The 20111-nt window shown below is 61.4% G+C and carries 14 protein-coding genes; 5 read left to right on the top strand and 9 right to left on the bottom strand.

Going from position 1 to position 20111, the window contains the following annotated elements:
* Positions 1–53: 53 nt before the first annotated feature.
* The 3 genes from mfd to NA619_RS06805 are packed head-to-tail and all read left to right on the top strand — an operon-like array spanning position 54 to position 7313.
* Positions 54–3500: a transcription-repair coupling factor gene (gene mfd / locus NA619_RS06815; RefSeq protein ID WP_255961029.1), complete on the top strand. Its 3447-nt coding sequence runs from the start codon at positions 54–56 to the stop codon at positions 3498–3500.
* 39 nt (positions 3501–3539) lie between these two features.
* Positions 3540–6818 (top strand): DEAD/DEAH box helicase, encoded by a 3279-nt coding sequence (locus NA619_RS06810; protein ID WP_272891667.1) that lies wholly within the window; start codon positions 3540–3542, stop codon positions 6816–6818.
* A gap of 9 nt (positions 6819–6827) precedes the next feature.
* Positions 6828–7313, top strand: coding sequence for a GNAT family N-acetyltransferase (locus tag NA619_RS06805; protein ID WP_255961028.1), 486 nt, complete (start codon positions 6828–6830; stop codon positions 7311–7313).
* Positions 7314–7368: 55 nt separating this feature from the next.
* On the opposite strand, the gene wrbA is transcribed toward NA619_RS06805, so the two are convergent.
* The 5 genes from wrbA to NA619_RS06780 form a co-directional block, all read right to left on the bottom strand.
* The gene (gene wrbA / locus NA619_RS06800; protein ID WP_255961027.1) at positions 7369–7968 is read right to left on the bottom strand and encodes an NAD(P)H:quinone oxidoreductase; all 600 of its coding nucleotides are present in this window, start codon (positions 7966–7968) and stop codon (positions 7369–7371) included.
* 52 nt (positions 7969–8020) lie between these two features.
* Positions 8021–8719: a pirin family protein gene (locus NA619_RS06795; protein ID WP_255961026.1), complete on the bottom strand. Its 699-nt coding sequence runs from the start codon at positions 8717–8719 to the stop codon at positions 8021–8023.
* A gap of 130 nt (positions 8720–8849) precedes the next feature.
* The gene (locus NA619_RS06790) at positions 8850–9725 is read right to left on the bottom strand and encodes an alpha/beta fold hydrolase (protein ID WP_255961025.1); all 876 of its coding nucleotides are present in this window, start codon (positions 9723–9725) and stop codon (positions 8850–8852) included.
* 91 nt (positions 9726–9816) lie between these two features.
* On the bottom strand, positions 9817–10527 hold the full coding sequence (locus NA619_RS06785; protein WP_255961024.1) for an LrgB family protein: 711 nt from the start codon (positions 10525–10527) through the stop codon (positions 9817–9819).
* Complete coding sequence (locus NA619_RS06780; protein ID WP_255961023.1) at positions 10524–10889, bottom strand: CidA/LrgA family protein; 366 nt, start codon at positions 10887–10889, stop codon at positions 10524–10526. Before NA619_RS06780 ends, NA619_RS06785 begins: the two co-directional genes overlap by 4 nt.
* Positions 10890–11279: 390 nt before the next feature.
* Between NA619_RS06780 and ccoG the strand changes: the two genes are divergently transcribed.
* Positions 11280–12689, top strand: coding sequence for a cytochrome c oxidase accessory protein CcoG (gene ccoG / locus NA619_RS06775; RefSeq protein WP_255961022.1), 1410 nt, complete (start codon positions 11280–11282; stop codon positions 12687–12689).
* Positions 12690–12824: 135 nt separating this feature from the next.
* On the top strand, positions 12825–14234 hold the full coding sequence (gene mapR, locus NA619_RS06770) for a GntR family transcriptional regulator MpaR (RefSeq protein WP_255961021.1): 1410 nt from the start codon (positions 12825–12827) through the stop codon (positions 14232–14234).
* Positions 14235–14246: 12 nt separating this feature from the next.
* Here the strand turns inward: mapR and NA619_RS06765 are convergent, their stop codons facing one another.
* From NA619_RS06765 to NA619_RS06750, 4 genes are all read right to left on the bottom strand, one after another.
* Positions 14247–15026, bottom strand: a complete 780-nt coding sequence (locus tag NA619_RS06765; RefSeq protein WP_255961143.1) for a PhzF family phenazine biosynthesis protein — start codon at positions 15024–15026, stop codon at positions 14247–14249.
* Between the two features lie 133 nt (positions 15027–15159).
* Positions 15160–18285 (bottom strand): transglycosylase domain-containing protein, encoded by a 3126-nt coding sequence (locus tag NA619_RS06760; RefSeq protein WP_255961020.1) that lies wholly within the window; start codon positions 18283–18285, stop codon positions 15160–15162.
* A gap of 138 nt (positions 18286–18423) precedes the next feature.
* Positions 18424–19173: a Zn-dependent hydrolase gene (locus NA619_RS06755; RefSeq protein WP_255961019.1), complete on the bottom strand. Its 750-nt coding sequence runs from the start codon at positions 19171–19173 to the stop codon at positions 18424–18426.
* Between the two features lie 3 nt (positions 19174–19176).
* Positions 19177–20106 carry a pyridoxamine 5'-phosphate oxidase family protein gene (locus NA619_RS06750; RefSeq protein ID WP_255961018.1) on the bottom strand — a complete coding sequence of 310 codons (930 nt, stop codon included), beginning with the start codon at positions 20104–20106 and terminating at the stop codon, positions 19177–19179.
* Positions 20107–20111: the final 5 nt, after the last annotated feature.

Here is a 20111-nt window from a genome sequence, read left to right as displayed (position 1 = left end):
GCGGATAGTTACAATCCGGGCGGTCCATTTTTCGACCGGAGTCACGCCCACTCGTGTCCGTATTGCGCCTTCCGCCCATGCCTGCCGCCAGCGGCAAGCAAACCTGGGGCAACCTTCCTGGAGCCGCGCTGAGCCTGGCCATTGCCGAAGCAGCCAGCAACGCAAAACAATTCACGCTTCTACTCACGGCTGACAGCCAGAGCGCCGAACGCTTGCAAGAAGAGCTCGTCTTCTTCGCGCCAGGGCTTCCGGTCCTGCATTTCCCAGATTGGGAAACCTTGCCTTATGACGTCTTTTCCCCACACCAAGACATCATTTCTCAACGTATTGCAGCACTTTATGAGCTACCTGCACTGACCCACGGCGTTCTGGTAGTTCCCATCACCACTGCGCTACACAGACTCGCGCCGAAGCGTTTCCTGCTCGGCTCCAGCCTGGTGCTGGATGTCGGCCAGAAGCTCGACGTCGAGCAGATGCGCATGCGCCTGGAAGCGGCCGGTTACCGCTGTGTCGATACCGTCTACGAACACGGTGAATTCGCCGTGCGCGGTGCCCTGATCGATCTGTTTCCCATGGGCAGCGCCCTGCCCTATCGGATCGATCTGTTCGACGACGAGATCGAAACGCTGCGCACCTTCGATCCGGAAAACCAGCGCTCGATCGACAAGGTCGAGTCGATCCGCCTGCTGCCGGCGCGCGAGTTCCCGCTGAAGAAGGAGTCGGTAACCGGCTTCCGCGCGCGATTCCGCGAGCGTTTCGATGTCGATTTCCGCCGTTGCCCGGTTTATCAGGACCTCTCGACCGGCATCACGCCTGCGGGCATCGAGTACTACCTGCCGCTGTTCTTCGACGAAACGTCCACGCTGTTCGACTACCTGCCAGAAGACACCCAGGTGTTCTCTCTGCCGGGAATCGAGCAGGCCGCGGAGCACTTCTGGAAAGATGTCCGCAACCGTTATGAAGAGCGCCGAGTCGATCCCGAGCGTCCGTTGTTGCCTCCTGCTGAGCTGTTCATGCCGGTGGAGGACTGCTTTGCGCATCTCAAATCCTGGCCGCGTGTTGTGGTCAGCCAGGACGACGTGGAAACCGGAATCGGCCGCGAGCGTTTCCAGGCCAGCAGTTTTCCGGAGCTGGCCATTGATGCCAAAGCCAGCGAGCCGCTTGGCGCGCTGCGGCGCTTCCTCGAAGAATTCTCTGGTCGCGTGCTGTTCACTGCCGAGTCCGCCGGGCGCCGTGAGGTGCTGTTGGAACTGCTGGCGCGCCTGAAGCTGCGCCCTCAAGAAGTCGCAGGTTGGCCGCAGTTCGTCGAAAGTAAGGAACGGCTCGCAATCACCATCGCCCCACTGGATGATGGCCTGTTGCTGCAAGAGCCCGCGCTGGCGTTGATCGCTGAGAGCCCGCTGTTCGGCCAGCGAATCATGCAGCGCCGACGCCGTGAGAAAGGACGCGACGCCGGCGAAAACGTCATCAAGAATCTCACCGAGCTGCGCGAAGGCGCGCCGGTCGTGCACATCGATCACGGCGTCGGCCGCTATCACGGGCTGGTCACGCTGGAAATCGAGGGTCAGGCAGCCGAATTCCTGATGCTGCAGTACGCCGAAGACGCCAAGCTCTACGTTCCCGTTTCCAGCCTGCACCTGATCGCTCGCTATACCGGCAGCGACGACGCCCTCGCGCCCCTGCATCGTTTGGGCTCGGAGACCTGGCAGAAGGCCAAGCGCAAGGCCGCCGAACAGGTCCGGGATGTCGCGGCCGAGCTGCTCGACATCTACGCCCGTCGTGCGGCGCGTGAAGGTTATGCCTTCGAAGACCCTCAACTCGATTACGAAACCTTCAGCGCCGGTTTTCCGTTCGAGGAGACGCCGGACCAGCAGGCCGCCATCGAGGCCGTGCGCAACGACATGCTGGCGCCCAAGCCGATGGATCGCCTGATCTGCGGGGACGTGGGCTTCGGCAAGACAGAAGTCGCCATGCGCGCGGCCTTCATCGCCGTGCACAGCGGGCGACAGGTGGCCGTATTGGTGCCGACCACCCTGCTCGCCCAGCAGCACTACAACAGTTTTCGCGATCGTTTCGCCGATTGGCCAGTACGCGTCGAGGTGATGAGCCGTTTCAAATCCGCAAAAGAAATCCAGAGTGCGGTACAGGAGCTGGCCGAAGGCAAGGTCGACATCCTCATCGGCACGCACAAACTGCTCCAGGATGACGTGAAGTTCACCAACCTGGGACTGGTCATCATCGACGAAGAGCACCGCTTCGGAGTACGCCAGAAGGAGCAGCTCAAAGCCCTGCGCAGCGAGGTGGACATCCTCACCCTCACTGCCACGCCAATTCCGCGGACGCTGAACATGGCCGTGGCGGGCATGCGCGACCTGTCCATCATCGCGACGCCGCCTGCCCGACGCCTGTCGGTGCGCACCTTCGTCATGGAGCAGCAGAACTCGGTGATCAAGGAAGCGTTACTGCGCGAATTGCTGCGCGGTGGCCAGGTCTATTACCTGCACAACGACGTCAAGACCATCGAGAAATGCGCCGCCGACCTTGCGGCCCTGGTGCCCGAAGCACGCATCGGCGTCGGCCACGGGCAGATGCGCGAACGCGAACTCGAACAGGTGATGGGCGACTTCTATCACAAGCGTTTCAACGTGCTGATCGCCTCGACCATCATCGAGACCGGCATCGACGTGCCGAGCGCAAACACCATCATCATCGAGCGCGCCGACAAATTCGGCCTCGCCCAGCTGCACCAGTTGCGCGGTCGCGTCGGACGAAGCCACCACCAGGCCTATGCTTACCTGCTCACGCCACCGCGCAAGGCGATGACGCCCGATGCGGAAAAGCGTCTGGAAGCCATCGCCAATGCGCAGGATCTGGGCGCGGGCTTCGTGCTCGCGACCCACGACCTGGAGATCCGAGGCGCTGGCGAACTGCTTGGCGACGGTCAGAGCGGGCAAATTCAGGCCGTGGGCTTCACGCTTTACATGGAGATGCTCGAGCGGGCGGTCAAATCCATCCAGAAAGGTGAACAGCCGAATCTTGATCAGCCACTGGGAGGCGGTCCGGAAATCAACTTGCGGGTGCCCGCACTGATTCCAGAGGATTATCTGCCGGACGTTCATGCGCGGCTGATCCTCTACAAACGCATCGCCAATGCGGCAGATGAGAACGGCTTGCGCGAACTGCAGGTCGAGATGATCGACCGCTTCGGCCTTCTACCTGAACCGGCCAAACATCTGGTCAGGCTGACACTGCTCAAATTACAGGCCGCCAGCCTCGGCATCACCAAGATCGACGCAGGGCCAGGAGGCGGACGTATCGAATTCGCCGCCGATACCAGCGTCGATCCGATGGTGCTGATCAAGCTGATTCAGAGCCAGCCCAATCGATACAAGTTCGAAGGCGCCACGGTGTTCAAATTCCAGATACCCATGGAGCGCGCTGAAGAACGCTTCAATACGCTGGAAGCGCTGCTCGAACGCCTTTCTGCGGAAAAGCCCTGAGGATGACAATGCCGACCCCGCGCGCGACAGGGGCCACTGATGCAAGGTGATTTCCTGCCCCATCTCCCTGCCGCCTGGCGATTGCCGTTCTCCGAAAACGCGCTCGCCAGAGGGCAGCATTACGCCATGGAGAAACGGGTCAAGATCGTTCGCGAGGACGGGCGATTCCTGGAAGCGACCTGTCGTGGCACGGGTGGCAGCCTGTATCGCCAGTCGCTCCAGCTTTCCAAGGAAGGCAGGCTCAGCTGCATCTGCAGCTGCCCGGTCGGGCTGAACTGCAAGCACTGCGTTGCGCTCATTCTCACCCTTGAACGGCAGGCCGAGCACCCAACTTCCTCTGCAAGCGAGCACGCCAGCGATCGTTTCCCGGACAGGCTTGAACAATGGCTTTCGCAGCTTCCACACGCGCTGAACGATGAGCTGCAAACAGGTCAACAGTGGTGCATCCATTATCTGATCAAGCCGGACATACGCATCGAGGTTTCTCGGGTGCGTCTGCACAAGGATGGGACCTGGGGCGAACGGCAGACCTATTACGGATTCCGCGAGGCCAGTTTCCGGCAGCCGGGCTTCATGCAGCCTATGGATCTGCGCATTGCCGCGCTGGTTGCGCTTAGCCGAACCGACGGGCTGGGCTTCGTACTCAGCGGTGAAAACGGTGGCGAGACCCTGCGCCTGGTGCTGGAGACTGGTCGCGCGTTTCTCAGCTGGGGACAACCGCCGTTGGCGCCGGGGCAATCACGACCGGCACGCTTCAACTGGAGCGAGCAACCCGACGGCAGCTTCCAGCCCGAGCTGAGCATGGAGGCTGGAGAGCTGCTGACAGCGGTCGACCCGCTGTATTACATCGACGTCACCCATAACGAGCTTGGTCTGGTAGACCATGGTTTGCCCGCACCGCTGGCCCGCCACCTGCTTGGTGCGCCTTCGGTGCCATCGGCCCAAGCCGCGTTGTTCAGCCTGACGCTGCATGAAATCGCCCCGCAGCTGCCTGCGCCAGCCAAACCCGAAGAACACAAGGTCGATGACATACTTCCCGCCCCGCATCTGGCGCTGGGAAGCCACCACTCGGTCAACTACCAACCCGGCAGCGGGCGAATGGTGGGCGAACACCAGCATCGAGCGGGGCTGAGCTTCCTCTATGGCAGGACGCTGGTCCACGGCAAGGCGAAGCCAAACCAACGTGTGCGACACGCTGAAGAGAATCGCGTGTTGAGCATTGGTCGTCGCCCGGACGCCGAGCAGGCGCTGCGTCAGCAGTTGAAGCAACTCGGTTTTCGACCGGCGCTGCGTCAGAGCCTGGCCCTTCCCAATGACTCGGCTGAAATGTTCGAACTGCCCAATGAAGGCGCCTGGCTGCAGTTCACCCAGACCCAACTGTCAGATTTGCGCGAGCAAGGCTGGCAGATCGACATGCAGCCCGGCTTCGCCTATGACCTGACACCAGTGGACGCCTGGTACGTCGAGGTCGACGAGCAGCCCGAGCACAGCTGGTTCGATCTGGAGCTGGGCATCATCGTCGACGGCGAGCGCATCAGCTTGTTGCCGGTTCTGCTCGGGTTGATCCGGCGCAATCCGGCACTGTTGTCGGCCCACGCCCTGGCTCAGCGCGACGACAACGAAACCCTGCGAGTGCAGCTGGACAAGCGTCGTGATGACGACAACCAATCCCTGCAGGTCCTGCTGCCCTTTGGCCGGCTCAAACCCATTCTTGCCGCGCTGTCCGAGCTTTACCTGCGCGAACAGCCGGTAGGCGAAAACCTGCGGCTGGGACGAGCCGACGCCGCACGCCTGGCGCAGCTCGATTCGCTGGGCATGCAATGGCACGGCGGTGAGGATCTGCGGGCCTTCGCCCAGCGCCTGCGCGATTACAGTCAGCAGGCCGTCAGCGCACCCGAGGGCTTGAATGCCGAACTGCGCCCTTATCAGCTCGACGGGCTGCGCTGGATGCAGACACTGCGTACCCTCGGAATCGGCGGTGTGCTCGGTGACGACATGGGCCTTGGCAAAACCCTGCAGACCCTCGCTCATCTGCTGCTCGAAAAAGAATCAGGGCGGCTGGATCGGCCCTCGCTGGTGGTCATGCCAACCAGCCTGATCCCCAACTGGCAGGACGAGGCCGCTCGGTTTGCACCGGGACTGAGCGTCGCGACGCTGCACGGTACAGCGCGCCAACAACACTTCGAGCACCTGAACGAGTTCGATCTGCTGTTCACCACCTATGCGCTGCTACCCAGGGACATCGACCGACTCATCGACTTGCCGCTGCACGTGCTGGTGCTCGATGAGGCGCAGAACATCAAGAACGCCAACAGCAAGGCGGCACTGGCAGCAGGCCGGCTGAACGCCCGCCAGCGCCTTTGCCTCACCGGCACACCGCTGGAAAATCATCTGGGCGAGCTATGGTCGCTGTTTCACTTCCTCATGCCAGGCTGGCTGGGCGATGCCAAACGCTTCAATCGCGACTACCGCAACCCCATCGAAAAGAATGGTGAGGCCGAACGCCTGCAGCACCTGACCGCCCGGATCAAGCCGTTCCTGCTCAGGCGACGCAAGGAGCAAGTGGCCCATGAGCTGCCGCCCAAGACCGAGATCCTGCATTGGGTGGAGCTGAGCCCCGCGCAGCGTGACCTCTACGAGACCGTGCGCATTGCCATGGACAGCAAGGTGCGCGCGGAGATCGACAGCAAGGGGCTGGCGCGGAGTCAGATCGTCATACTCGACGCCCTGCTCAAGCTCCGGCAGGTGTGCTGCGATCTGCGGCTGGTCAAGGGCGATCTGGCCAAGCCGGCTCGCGGCAGCAGCTCCGGCAAACTAGACAGCCTTATGGAGCTGCTGACCGAGCAGCTTGCAGAGGGGCGGCGCATTCTGCTGTTCTCGCAATTCACCTCGATGCTGGCGCTGATCGAAGATGAACTTCGCAGCCGCGCCATCGACTACGTGCAGATCACCGGAGAGACCAGGGACCGACGCACGCCCGTACGCCGGTTTCAGGATGGTGAGGTCCCGCTGTTCCTGATCAGCCTCAAGGCTGGCGGCACCGGCCTGAACCTCACTGCGGCCGACACCGTGATTCACTACGACCCCTGGTGGAATCCAGCGGCGGAAAACCAGGCTACTGACCGTGCGCATCGGATCGGCCAGGTCAAGCCGGTGTTCGTCTACAAGCTGATCGCCCGAGCGACTGTCGAAGAAAAGATCCAGCAACTGCAGCGGCGCAAAGCCGATCTGGCAGCAGGCGTACTGGACACCAGCAATCCAGGCGACTGGCAGTTGGAGCCTGACGACATCGAGGCGCTGTTCGCGCCGCTACCCTAGGAGACGGCCGTGCGCCGACTGGTCAACCCCGCTGATTTCAATCGCATCTTCGACATCTACATGCACGAGGCGGTGGTGCCCTATCTCGGCTTCGACCCGATGCCGCGTGAAGCCTTCGGCAAGGTGTTCGACCCGCTGTTCGAAAGCGCCTGCTTTTACGTCTATGAGGTCGAGGGCGAGGTGATGGGGTTCTATAAGGCGCAACGGCATTTAGGCCGCGCCGCGCATGTCGCCTATCTGGGTACGCTGGCCGTGGCACCCGAAGCTCAGGGCCGCGGCATCGCCGGAATGATGCTACAGGACGCCCTCACGCGGCTGCGTAGCGCGGGCGTGACCCGCGTCGAGCTGACCGTCGAGGCGGACAATCCGAGAGCCATCGCATTTTATCAACGCCTTGGCTTTGTTCATGAGGGGACGCAGCGTGCTGCGTACAAACGAGCCTGCGATGAAGGCTACGTCGACGAATTGATGTACGGGTTGCTGCTGCACGACTGAACCGTCGGCAACACTGGCGACACCGGGCAGCCGAGCCGCCCGGCGCGGCGGGTGGTCAGCCTTTCAGCTTGACTGTAGTCTGGGCCACCAGCTCGCCCTGATAACGGGCAATGGTCAGTTCCTTGTTCGAAGGCTGACGCGAGCCGTCACCACCGGCGATGGTCGAAGCACCGTATGGCGTACCGCCGTTCACTTCCGAAATATCGAAGAACTCGCCGATACCGTAACCGGTGGGCACGATGATCATTCCGTGGTGTGCCAAAGTGGTCCAGGTGGACGTGATGGTCATCTCCTGGCCACCGCCGGTTCCGGTGGAGGTGAACACGCTGGCGACCTTGCCGTGCAGGGCACCTTTAGCCCAGAGTCCGCCGGTTTGATCGAGAAAGTTGCGCATCTGGCCGGACATGTTGCCAAAGCGGGTCGGTGTGCCAAAGATGATTGCATCGTAATCGGCGAGCTCTGCCGGGGTGGCCACGGGCGCCTGTTGATCGACCTTGCCGCCAGCATTCTTGAACGCTTCTTCCGGCATGGTTTCGGGGACGCGCTTGACCGTTACTTCAGCGCCCTCGACGCGACGAACGCCTTCAGCCACCGCGTTGGCCATGGTTTCGATATGGCCATACATCGAGTGATACAGCACGAGAATCTTCGCCATTTGCATTTCCTCTTTCGGGTTGGATGTGGGGTTGGTGCTGCGGAAGACGCGCTCAGCGCACGTCCACTAAAACGACTTCGCTGTCTTCAAGCGCTTTGATGATTAGCCGCGATTCATCACGCACGGCCACACCGTCTCCGGCGCCTGCGATCGATCCGCCAATTTCGATGCGACCACTTGCGGGGACGAGATAGACCTTACGGTCCGACTCGATCTCGTATTCGGCAACCTGACCGGCAGAAAGTGTCGCCGCCACCAGGCGAGCATCTGCGCGTATCCGCAATGCGTCATCGTCTTCAGTCATGCCGCTGGCGAGAGTGACAAAACTGCCGGCGCGCTCGCCTGCCGGAAAAGGACGTGTGCCCCAGGCAGGTGGCAGCCCGCTCTCGTCAGGGTAGATCCATATCTGGAAGATTTCCGTGGTCTCGTCTTCCAGGTTGTATTCGCTGTGGGCGATTCCGGTGCCGGCACTCATCACCTGCACGTCACCTGCCACGGTTCGGCCGCGGTTACCCAGGCTGTCCTCATGGGTGATCGCACCCTTACGCACATAGGTGATGATTTCCATGTCGCGATGGGGATGGGTCGGGAAGCCCGAATGCGGCGCAATGGTATCGTCGTTCCAGACGCGCAGATGGCCCCAATGCATACGCGCCGGGTCGTGGTAGTCGGCAAAGGAAAAGTGATGGCGGGTGTCCAGCCAGCCATGCTGGGCACCACCGAGTTCGGCGCGAGGGCGGATGTCGATCATGAGATAGCCTCTGTGTTCAAGCTCGGCGCTTCAGCGCGTCGAGTGAAGGAATGAGGCCATCATCAATTTAGCCGGCATGTAGATGGTTGGATTATTCCGCATTTACCAATCAGCTTATTCGATAGATAAATCAGGACAGAAACCCCAATACCTCCTTAAGCAGCGCCTCGGGGACCTCTTCCGGGAGGTAATGACCGGCGGGTAAGGCCTTGCCTTGAACATCTTCCGCAACGGCGCGCCACTCTTTCAACGCATCGAAACAGCGCCCGACGATTCCGTGGGCACCCCATAGCACCATCAACGGCGCCTGGATCACCCGACCGGCAGCCCGATCCTCGCGATCGTGCTCGAGATCGATCCCCGCACTGGCACGGTAGTCTTCGCAGAACGCATGCACGGTGCCGGGCAGCTTCATGCACCGCAGGTACTCGGCGTAGGCCGCATCGCTGAACGGATGCACGTGATCAGCGCGGATCGCCACTGCGGTACGCAGGATCAACTCGGGGTCGGCCTCGAGCAGGGTTTCCGGGAGCGGTGCCGGACGGATCAGGAAGAACCAGTGCCAGTAAGCGCGGGCGAAGGTTTCGTCGGTCTGGCTGTACATCGCCAGGGTCGGTGCGATGTCCAGCAGAATCAGCCTCCGCACCGCCTGTGGATGATCCATCGCCAGACGGTGGCTGACCCGGGCGCCACGATCATGGGCGAGGATGTCGAAACGCTCGAAGCCCAGGCTGCGCATCAGCTCGACCTGATCGAGCGCCATTTCGCGCTTGCTGTAGGCGACGTGGTTATCGCCCCCGTCCGGCTTGCTGCTGTCGCCGTAGCCGCGCAGGTCAGCGGCAACCACGGTGAAACGCTCGGCGAGCTGATCGGCGATCCTGTGCCAGATCACATGGGTCTGCGGGTAGCCGTGTAGCAAGAGCAGCGGCGGCCCAGAGCCACCCTTTCGATAGTTGATCCGAACGCCGTTAACCTCGCACTCGTCACGCTGAAAGCTCTCGAACATGGGCCGCTCCTGTGGGATGAGTCCTAAGCCTAGGCGCAGATGGCCTGATCGCAACCAGTCGGCGCGATGACATCAGGCCGAACGCGATAGCTCAGCCCAACGCCAGCGGCAGGAACAGCGCGATCAGGATGCCCAGCAAGCTCATTCCCAGCGCGGCGAAGGCGCCGCATTCGTCGCCCTCCTCCAGCGCTCGCGCCGTACCGATGGCGTGGGCATTGATGCCGTAGCTCAGGCCCCGCGCCGCAGGATGATCGACCCCTGCCCAGCCCAGCAGCAGCGGGCCGAGCGCCGTACCTATCACGCCGGTAAGCATGACGAACACAGCGGCCAGTGATGCCAGGCCGCCCAGTTGCTCGGCGACCAACATGGCGATCGGCATGGTCGCAGCCTTCGGTGAAAGGCTCATCAGTACGGACAGATCGGCTCCCAGCGCGCTGGAGATCGCCAGCGTTAGGACAACGCCCAGGACTCCACCGCTGACCAGAGTGATGAGAATCGGCCAGAACAATTCCTGGATGCGCCTGATGTGACGATACAACGGCACGGCCAGCGCTACGGTCGCGGGGCCGACCAGCACAGCGATCATCGAAGCGTCGGCTCGATAGCTCGCATAGTCGACGCCGCACAGATAGAGCGTGCCAACCACCAGCAACATGCCCACCATGACCGGTTGCAGCACCAGCCAGCCACTGCGCTTGTACAGCGCAAGGGCCAGCTGGAACGCGATCAGGGTCAGTGCCACGGAAAACAGTGGGTGGTCCAGTGTCATGAGCCAGACGCTGCGCCAGTCAACAGCGGTCATGGCTGATTCTCCCTTCGCTTGTCCGTACGCCGTATCAGCATCTGCATCAACCAGCCACAGAACGGCACGGTCACTATCAGCGAAAGGACCAGCCCGGCCGCAATGGCGGGCAGATCAGCAAGCAAGGCATCGCTGCTGGTCATGATCCCTGCCGCCGGGACAATCAGCAGTAGCGGCAGGTACTGCAGGAGTAATGCGGCTGTCTTTTCAAGCGGTTCGGGAATCCCCCGACGCAGCAAGAGCAGGACGAACAGCAGCACCATGCCGATGATCGGACCGGGCAGCGCCGGTAACAATGAAAGATGAATGACACTGCCCAGCAGCTGCAGCACGACCAGCCAGGTCAGGCCTTTGAGAATCATCGAGGGGTCCTTAATGCATCGGAACGGAACGCGTAATCATGCAGGGAATAGCCGGTGACAGCACGCCTTCGTGACAAGCAAAGCACTATCGCCCGAGCCGGCTGCAATGAAACAGGTGCAGATAGCCTTCAAAAAAACGGATCAGTCATGGCGCAGCGACTGTGACCTGACGCCGCAGGCTCGGCGACCGGGTGTGCTATGCCAACCCCTAGTGGGCGCTCAACCAACCAGCAATGGCGCGGCGTCTGGCTAGCTTGACTCTTGGGAGGCTGGTCGTTCATGAAAGCCGGGCCATCTGATCCGTATTTTTCTGGTTTACCTGAGCCTGTTATGTAACAGGGCTCACCCTGATTATCAGCGCCGCCTGATTAGCCTGATAGGGGCGCTGCAATGACCGAACGAATTCCTGCCGCGATCATCGAAACCGTTGACCCGCGCAAGCCCATCCGCCTCACACCTGCACAAGCCGGCGGACCAATCCATACCCGCAGTTTCACCGGTGTCTTTCGCAATCTGCGCCTGCTGGGTGCCGGTCTCTTGTTTCTGCTCTACTTCGGCACCCAATGGCTGAACTGGGGAGATCGCCAAGCGGTGCTCTGGGATCTTGGCAAACAGCAATTTCACATCTTCGGCACTACGTTCTGGCCACAGGATTTCATCCTGCTTTCAGCGCTGCTGATCATTGCTGCGTTCGGGTTGTTCTTCATTACCGTGCTGGCCGGTCGGGTCTGGTGTGGTTATGCCTGCCCGCAAAGCACATGGACGTGGGTGTTCATGTGGGCTGAGAAAGTCACCGAGGGCGATCGCGGCCAACGCATCAAGCTGGACGCGGCACCCTGGTCACCTGAGAAGTTGCTGCGCCGCGGCGCCAAGCATGCGATCTGGCTGGCCGTGAGCCTTGCAACGGCAATCGCCTTTGTCGGCTACTTTACCCCGGTCCGGGAACTGGTGATCGAGCTGTTCACCTTACAGCTCAACCCGACCGCCAGCTTCTGGCTGTTCTTCTTCACCACCGCCACCTACCTCAATGCTGGATGGCTTCGGGAAAAGGTCTGCGTGCACATGTGTCCATACTCGCGCTTCCAGAGCGTGATGTTCGACGCCGACACCCTTACCGTCTCGTACGATGCCAAACGTGGTGAGCAGCGCGGCGCCCGGCGCAAGGACAGCGATCCGCGCGCCCAGGGCCTGGGTGACTGCATCGATTGCACCCTGTGCGTGCAGGTCTGCCCGACCGGCATCGACATTCGCGATGGGCTGCAACTCGACTGCATCAGCTGCGGTGCCTGCATCGACGCCTGCGATAGCGTAATGGACAAGATGGGCTACGCCCGCGGGCTGGTTCGCTACACGTCGGAACGTGTGCTGGAAGGCGGCAAGTCGCAGCTGATGCGACCACGATTGGTGGGCTACGCTGCGGCATTGCTGATCATGGTTGGCGCCTTTGTCTGGGCGCTGGATGCGCGACCGATGCTATCGCTGGACGTGACCAAGGACCGTACGCTCTACCGCGAGAACGTGGAGGGCCAGATCGAGAACATGTACAGCCTCAAGGTCATCAACAAGACCCAACAACGACGTGACTACCTGATCAGCCTCGGCGAGGGCCCTTTTGAGTTGCAAGGGACGCTCGAGATCACTCTGGCGCCCGGTGAAATCTCTAACCTGCCGGTCAGTGTGGCGCTGGTCGATGAACAGGACACCGGCAATCATGAACTGCGCTTTGCGGTAAAGGATTTGAGCGACCCGGACAGCCAGGTGAGTGCGCGGAGCACCTTCATCTCGCCGAGGGTTCGTTAACGTGGCGTTTACGAGCGAGCGTCATCGACTGGTGTTGGCTGTACGCTGCGCTTTCTATGCACGCTCCGTGGCCCGGACGCGTGGCTCGGCAACACCCACCGCTATGCTCAGCGAAACTGGCAGATACGTAACTCGATGAAACGCTACGAGAAATTTGCAGACGAAATTGCCGAGCTGATTCGCAGCGGGATGCTGACGCCTGGTGAAAAGGTGCCCTCGGTGCGTCATGCCAGTCGTACCTACGGCGTCAGCCCTTCCACGGTCTTCCAGGCGTATTACCTGCTCGAAGATAGAGGGCTGATTCAGGCGCGCCCACGCTCCGGCTATTTCGTTCGTGAACATGCCAAGCGCCCGTTGCATGAGCCGGAGATCAGTCCCCGGCTGAGCGAGACCACGGATGTCGATGTGAGTGAGCTGGTCTTCTCGGTCCTCGCTTCCCTGCGTGATCCAGCCACCGTGCCTTTCGGCTCAGCCTTCCCCAGCCCCGATCTCTTTCCTCTGCCGCGACTGGCACGCTCCATGGCGCAGACCGTACGCGAGATGCCCGCGCGCGAAGTGGTCGCAGAAATGACCAGCGGCCACCCTGACCTGCGGCGACAGATTGCCCTGCGCTACATGGTCAGCGGGGTGATGCTGCCGATGGAAGAGCTGGTAATCACGACCGGGGCCATGGAAGCGCTGAACCTTTGCCTGCAGGTCGTCACCAAACCGGGCGATCTGGTTGCCATCGAAGCGCCGGCTTTTTACGCAACCCTACAAGTGCTGGAGCGGCTCAAGCTCAAGGCGGTCGAAATCCCGGTGCACCCGCGTGAAGGCATCGACCTGGACGCGCTGGCAAGCAGCCTCGCCACCCTGCCGATCAAGGCCTGTTGGTTCATGAGCAGCTTGCAGAACCCCATCGGCGCGAGCATGGGTGAAGACAAGAAAGAGCGCCTCTATGCCCTCTTGAAGCACCATCAGGTGCCACTTATCGAAGATGACGTATACGCCGAGCTGTACTTCACAAGAGAGCCGCCCAAACCGGTGAAAAGCCACGACCGCGACGGCCTGGTGATGCACTGCGGCTCATTCTCCAAAAGCCTGGCGCCGGGATATCGGGTCGGCTGGGTCGCTGGCGGCCGTTATGCAGAGCAGATCAGTCGGCTGAAACTGATGACCACCATCTCCCCTTCAGTGCCAGCCCAGGCCGCCATCGCCGATTACCTGCAACACGGCGGCTATGATCGTCACCTGCGCAAGTTACGCCACGCCCTTGAGCGCCAGCAGGGCGAAATGCTGGCCTCCGCCGCACGTCATTTCCCTTCCGGCACCCGGGTCACACGGCCATGTGGCGGTTATTTTCTCTGGTTCGAGTTTGCCGAGCAGGTCGATTCGTTGCAGCTGCTGCAATTGGCACTTGCCCAAGGCATCAGCCTTGCTCCGGGCCCGATATTCTCGGCCACCCGAAGGTTCAGAAACTGCGCGCGGCTCAATCACGGCCACCCTTGGGATGAGCGCAGCGAGGACGCCATGGCGCTGCTCGGACGTATGATCAAGTCCTTCTGAACGCGTCTGTCCCTAGATTTCGATGGTGCCCTGCAGGTATCGCACCGCATGGCCTGCGACGTATACCCGCTCGCCCTCGACCCGGCAATACAGCAATCCACTGCGACGCGAGGCCTGCAGTGCGAGCAGCGATACTTTACCGAGGCGCTCTGCCCAGTAAGGCGCAAGTCCCGCGTGAATCGAGCCGGTGACTGGATCTTCATCTCCTCCATTGGCGGGCCAGAAGTAGCGTGAGACGAAATCCTGCTCACGACCCGGCGCGGTCACCACGACATCCAGCGGAGCGAGCGATTTGAGCAGCGCGAGATCGGGTGAAAGTTGCCGGACCTGCTCTTCGTGCTCAAACACCGCAAACCAGGCCTGGCGGCTTTTCAGTACGGCCTGAGGCAATACCCCGAGGCCGTTGAACAGCTCGACCGGCGGATTATCGACCGGCTCAGGCGAACGACTGGGGAAATCCATCTCGAGCCTGCCATCGTCAAGCTGAGCAACGCTGATATCCCCGACCGCAGCTGCGCGGAACGTCAGCGGCGCGGTCGCCATTTGCTGATCGAGCAGAACAAAAGCGCTGGCCAGGGTCGCGTGACCGCAGAAATCGATTTCGGTGAGTGGAGAGAACCAGCGGATGTGAAAGGCCCCGTCTGGCTCACGAACCAGAAAAGCGGTCTCCGACAGATTGTTTTCCACCGCGATAGCCTGCATCTGCGCATCACTCAGCCACTGTTCCAGTGGCACTACGGCCGCGGAGTTGCCCTTGAAACGCTCATGGGTAAAGGCGTCGATCTGGTAGATCGGTAGTTTCATGCTGGACGCTCCTTGCACGGCGTCCATCATCGGTACGCCTGGCGAGCAGTCTGGCCAACCGGGCGGAAACGGGCAATGACGTCATGCAGCGGATACCGGCGACCTGGGGGTCGCCGGGGCTTCAGCGCTTTGAAGCCATACTGGCTGTGAGCGTCGGCTGAGCGGGCTCGGCATCTGATTCGCACTGCGTTTGCGCGCCGACTTGCAGGTACGGCTGCAGGATCGGCGCCATACCTTTGAGCACCTGCACTGGCAGCGCAGAAGTGAAGCGGAAACTCTCCGCACCGCGACCCGGGACGTAAGCGGTCAAGGTGCCGAAATGATTCGGGCCGAGATAGAAGACGAAGGTGGCAGTACGATTCAACGCCAGGGAGCTGATCAACCGGCCACCCGAACCAATGGTCTGGATTCGGTTATCGCCCGTACCGGTCTTGCCTCCCACTCGCAATGGCTCACCATCGGCCTGCTGGAAGCTACCACGCAGACGCCGCGCTGTTCCGCCTTCGACCACGCTGCCGAGCGCCTCGCGCAGCGCGGCGGCGACTTCGCTATGCAAGACTCGAACGCCAGTCTCGGGCCTGATGCCCAGACGCGTCTCGTAAGGCGTATCACTGGCGAAATGCAGGCTGTCGATCCGCACACTGGGCAGGCGCACGCCATCGTTGACGATGATACCCATCAGCTCGGCAAGCGCTGCCGGCCGGTCACCGGAACTGCCCAGTGCCGTGGCCAGCGACGGCACCAGATGGTCGAAGGGGTAGCCCACCCGCTGCCAGCGACGATGAATATCGGTAAAGGCCTCGACTTCCAGCATGATGCGAATGCGACTGTCACGCGCACTCTTGTGGCGACTGCGGAAGAGCCAGCCGTAGACCTCCTGGCGCTCAGCCGTACTGGCGTTGATTACCTCGGTAATGCCGGCCTCCGGGTGCTTGATGAGATAGCCCAGCAGCCAAAGGTCCAGCGGGTGCACGCGTGCGATATAGCCCTGATCCGGCAGGCTGTAGGCGCCTGGTTCGTAGCGGGTATACAGCGAGTCGAGCGTCTTCTCGCTGAGCTCGGTACTCGGCAGGCTTTGCTTGAGGAAGCGATCGAAAGTGACACGATCGGCTTCAGGCATCAGATACCGGTGCACCGCAGCCAGACGCGGTGCTGTAGGGCGCATGCCATCGAGAAGCACTTCGATGCGCTCATCGGCGGTCTTGCCACGGTATTTTTTCCAGAACCGCTGCAGAAAGACCGAACCCTCGCGATCGGCAAAGCGCTGCAGATACTCACGCCGCTCCGGGTTGTCATCACGCTTCAACAGCTCGGCGCCGTTGGACGTCTGATAGGTGCTGTAGCTCACCAGGTCGCGCATCAGGCGCACGAACGGCAGATTGATCGACTCCTGCAACGCCTCACGCATGGTTGGCAGGCGACCGTCATCTTCACGACGGAAGTTGCCAAAGCGGTGCATACCGGCACCTGTGAAGAAGCGTTCGGTAGGGCTGGCCGAATATCGCCGCTCCAGCGCCGCATCGAGCATCGCCGGCAGATTGCGATCCCCATTCTGGATCAGATAGCCGAGCGCCCAGCGCGTCAGCGGATCGACCGCCTCGGCCTTGCGCAACTCACTGACGCTACTCTGCGCGTAGCGATCATGCAGTTCGGCAATCACTTCGAGATAAGTGGTTAGCACGCGCAGCTTAGCTGTCGACCCCAGTTCGAGCTTGCTGCCTTCGTTGATGTCGAAGGGCTGATTGGTGTTATCGGTCTGTACCCGCACGCGAAAACCCTGCTCGCCACGCTCGAACAGCGTGAAGCTGTAACGGACGTCTGCTGTGCGCTCCGGCGACAGCATGCGTTCGCCGAACAAACCCACTTCGCCCGCGAAGCCCGGCTCCGCCAGACGATGAAGGTAATCGCTGACCTGAGTCTGCAACTCGCCATGCAAAGGCGTGGTGGCGCTCAGATCGAGACGATCGAGCTGATACAGGGAGACGCCAAGCAGACTGCTCAGGCGCATACGCGCAGCGGTGATACCTTTGCTGGACGGTACTTCGCGGATGCCTGAATCAGTTTTCAAGTCACGAAACACGACCTTCTGCTGCAAAGCCGCGTTGCGCAGCCGGGTGCTGATCACCCCGCCATTGGCCAGCAGCCGGATATGACTGTCGGTCAGTTCAGCCATGTCATCGCGGCCAGCGCCGAGGTAATAGGAAGGCCGCCGTTGAGCGATCAACAGTGAAAGCACCTGACGCAGCGCCAGACCTTGGGCCTCATAGGGGGCATCTGCATTGCGACGCGAATCAAGCAGACGGTTCACCTCAGCAAAATCGGCCCCAAACCAGAGGCGCAAGCCGTCAGCAATACCGTGTACTTCGCCATGGCCGTAGGCAGCGGAGAGCGGCACGCTATTGAGGTAGTCGCGAACGATGCGCTTGCGAGTCGACAGGGTTTCCTGGCCCTCGCGATAGGTGCGCACACTCGCCGATACCATCTGCCGAATCTTTTCCTCGGCACTGCCGGTTCGACCTTCAGGCGAGTGACGGTATTTTTCCACCTGAGTGGCAAGGGTACTGCCGCCGGCAGCCTGTACCGGCAGACCGAGCTGCTTCTCCACCTGGCTGATCGCTGCCATGGTGAAACGCGGCCAGTCTACGGCCGGATTGGCCCGAGGGCGCCCGGCGTTCAGTAATCCGCGATCCTCGATGAAGAGCAGGCTCATCGCGATGATCGGCGGCACATCATCGAAGCTTTCGTAGTACTGGTGCGGATAGCTGGTGGCGTACAGCGGCTCGCCACGGCAATCGTCCACATTCAGCCCGGCCTGGGACTTTTCCGCATAAGGCACGAAGAAGCCATGATCGACGTAGCGCATCAGTGCAGGAGAGAAGCGCACCTGTTGCTCGATATCGAACCCACGCTCGGTGAGCCGCTCGAGAAAGGTCGGCAATGCTGCGTAGCCCAGACGACGATCGAACGGCCCTGCGTCGGGAAACTGGATGCTGCCGCTGGGACCAGGCTCGATCTGGTAATCGAGCTTTTCAGCGTAACGGCTTAACCAGAGCGCCTGCAGTTTCGATGTGTGCATCTCGTGCCAGGCGGCATAACCACCACCGGCTAATAATGAGACGCCCAACAGCACGCCCATGCGGCGGCCCAAGCGGCTACCGCGCGGAGGTTTCTTGCCGGGTTTTTTGATGGATGGCACACGTGTACTGCCACCCTCCCGGGATGTATTGGTCCGCCATACTGCGCCCATCTTTTGGCCTGGCATCCTAGAGAAATCAAAGACTTAAGCTTAGCGGGTGGCGCTTCTTTCAGCGTGTTCAAGCAGACGAACGGAGAAGGCCTGAGTCGCGCTTTGAACGCGACGCGACCAGCGGTTGCGAACGGTTGATCAGCGGGTCCAGTGTGGATAAAAACCAAGACGTTCCTGCACCCCGGTGTCGTGCAGGCGCACGGTATCTTCTGGAAGCTGCATGTGGTTTTGCGCTGCCTCGGCAGCATCGCCGCGTAGGAAAAACCGTCGACCGTCATCCATTGTGAGAAACAGCCCGAGCGCGCCGTGCCCGGGCAGCTTGACCAGCACCAGCCGCTGATCGCCGGACAGGTCGAGACTTTCAGTGAATCCGAGAAACGGGCGCTGCTCGAATCGCAAAGGCTGCCAGTTCACGCCATGAGCGAATTGCGCCGCAAGCACGGCGGGTGGCATCGCAGTGCGTGCGTAATCGATCCCATCCTGGCTCGCCAGCACCGGCAGCTCGGCGAAGTCCGCCAGTCCCGACGCATATTGCCAGCGTGCACATCCCAGCACGATCTGGTCGACATGACGGTCATCGCCCGAGAGTTGGTCGCGCGCCGGGTGTACCGCGACGTAGCGTTTTTCCCGCCATGGAAACGCGCTGTCCATCTGTACATCGATCTGCTTTCCTAGCCCGGTGCCAAACAACAGCCGGCGACCGCTGTGCTCGATTAATACCGCGACATGGTTGATGCGTGGTGGATCGACCCAACGGCCGTCGCGCCAGGCAAATTCACCGCCAGTGGTGCTCTCCCCAGTCCGGATCAGGCTGAAGCGCAAGCTGTCGGCCGCCGCGCCAGTCGCAAGCAGAACCAGCATCAGACCAAGCAATCGACGAATGGCCATGGCTTACACCTCCGCCCGTGGGAGGAAGGGAGATGCTTCGGGCGCCGAAAATGACAAGGGCAACCGCCCACGACGAAGCGACCAGCGCCCTGGTGTCAGCGCCAGCATGCGTTCGGCACTAGGCGGCGGATTGGCGTTGAAGGCCGCATACTGCTCTGGCCACACGAGCTCAGCCTTGGCCTGGAGCTGCAGCAGATCACCGCTATCGAAATCCATGAAAAGCAGTCCACAGCGCGGTTCTCGAACAAGATTGCCAAGCGTATTGAACAGCTGATTGCCGCCGTAATCAGGCAGCCAGAGGCGACCGTCCTCCCCGTATCGCACGAAGCCGGGCGCACCGCCGCGATGCGAGATATCCGCCCCGCCTCCCTGTGCGTCGGGGCTCTGACTGGCAATGAAGAGTGTGTCGGCGGTCTGCACCAGCGCCAGCCATCGATCATCCAGCCCTTCCCCTGCAACGACGAGCCCGGGCATCCGTGGACTCGCCTGCCAATGACGAGCCTGGATGTATTTGGGGCAATTACCGAACGACTGAGCGACTGCAACGCTGAACCCTCGCTCATCGCACTCGACGATTCGTCCGTTCACCCGGTTGCGGCGCCGCGTGGGCATTTCCAGCCCTAGCAGCCCGATTGCAGCTTGTGGCCGCATGAGTGACGCAACCGGATCATCCGCCTGCACGCTGGCTTCGACACACAACAGTGCCGGGTGCGGCGACCACATAAATCCGGGCGTGCCCCACAATATCGATGCATGAGGCTGCCCTTCGCTGTCGACAGCGCCCAGCAGAACCGCCGGCAGCCGTTCAAAGAACTCGCGATGCTGCTCAGGCATTGCCGAACGAATTATTCGGCTGCCGATCTGCTCGGCTTTCTCACGCACACCTGCACGGCTTTGCACCCACTGCTCGCCAACATGGAAAGGACTGCTCATGGTTA

This window comes from Stutzerimonas stutzeri (genome assembly GCF_024448895.1).
In the GTDB taxonomy this organism is placed as follows: Bacteria; Pseudomonadota; Gammaproteobacteria; order Pseudomonadales; family Pseudomonadaceae; genus Stutzerimonas; species Stutzerimonas stutzeri_Q.
Note: the sequence above shows the minus strand (reverse complement) of the source record. Positions and strands in the feature narration are given on the sequence as shown.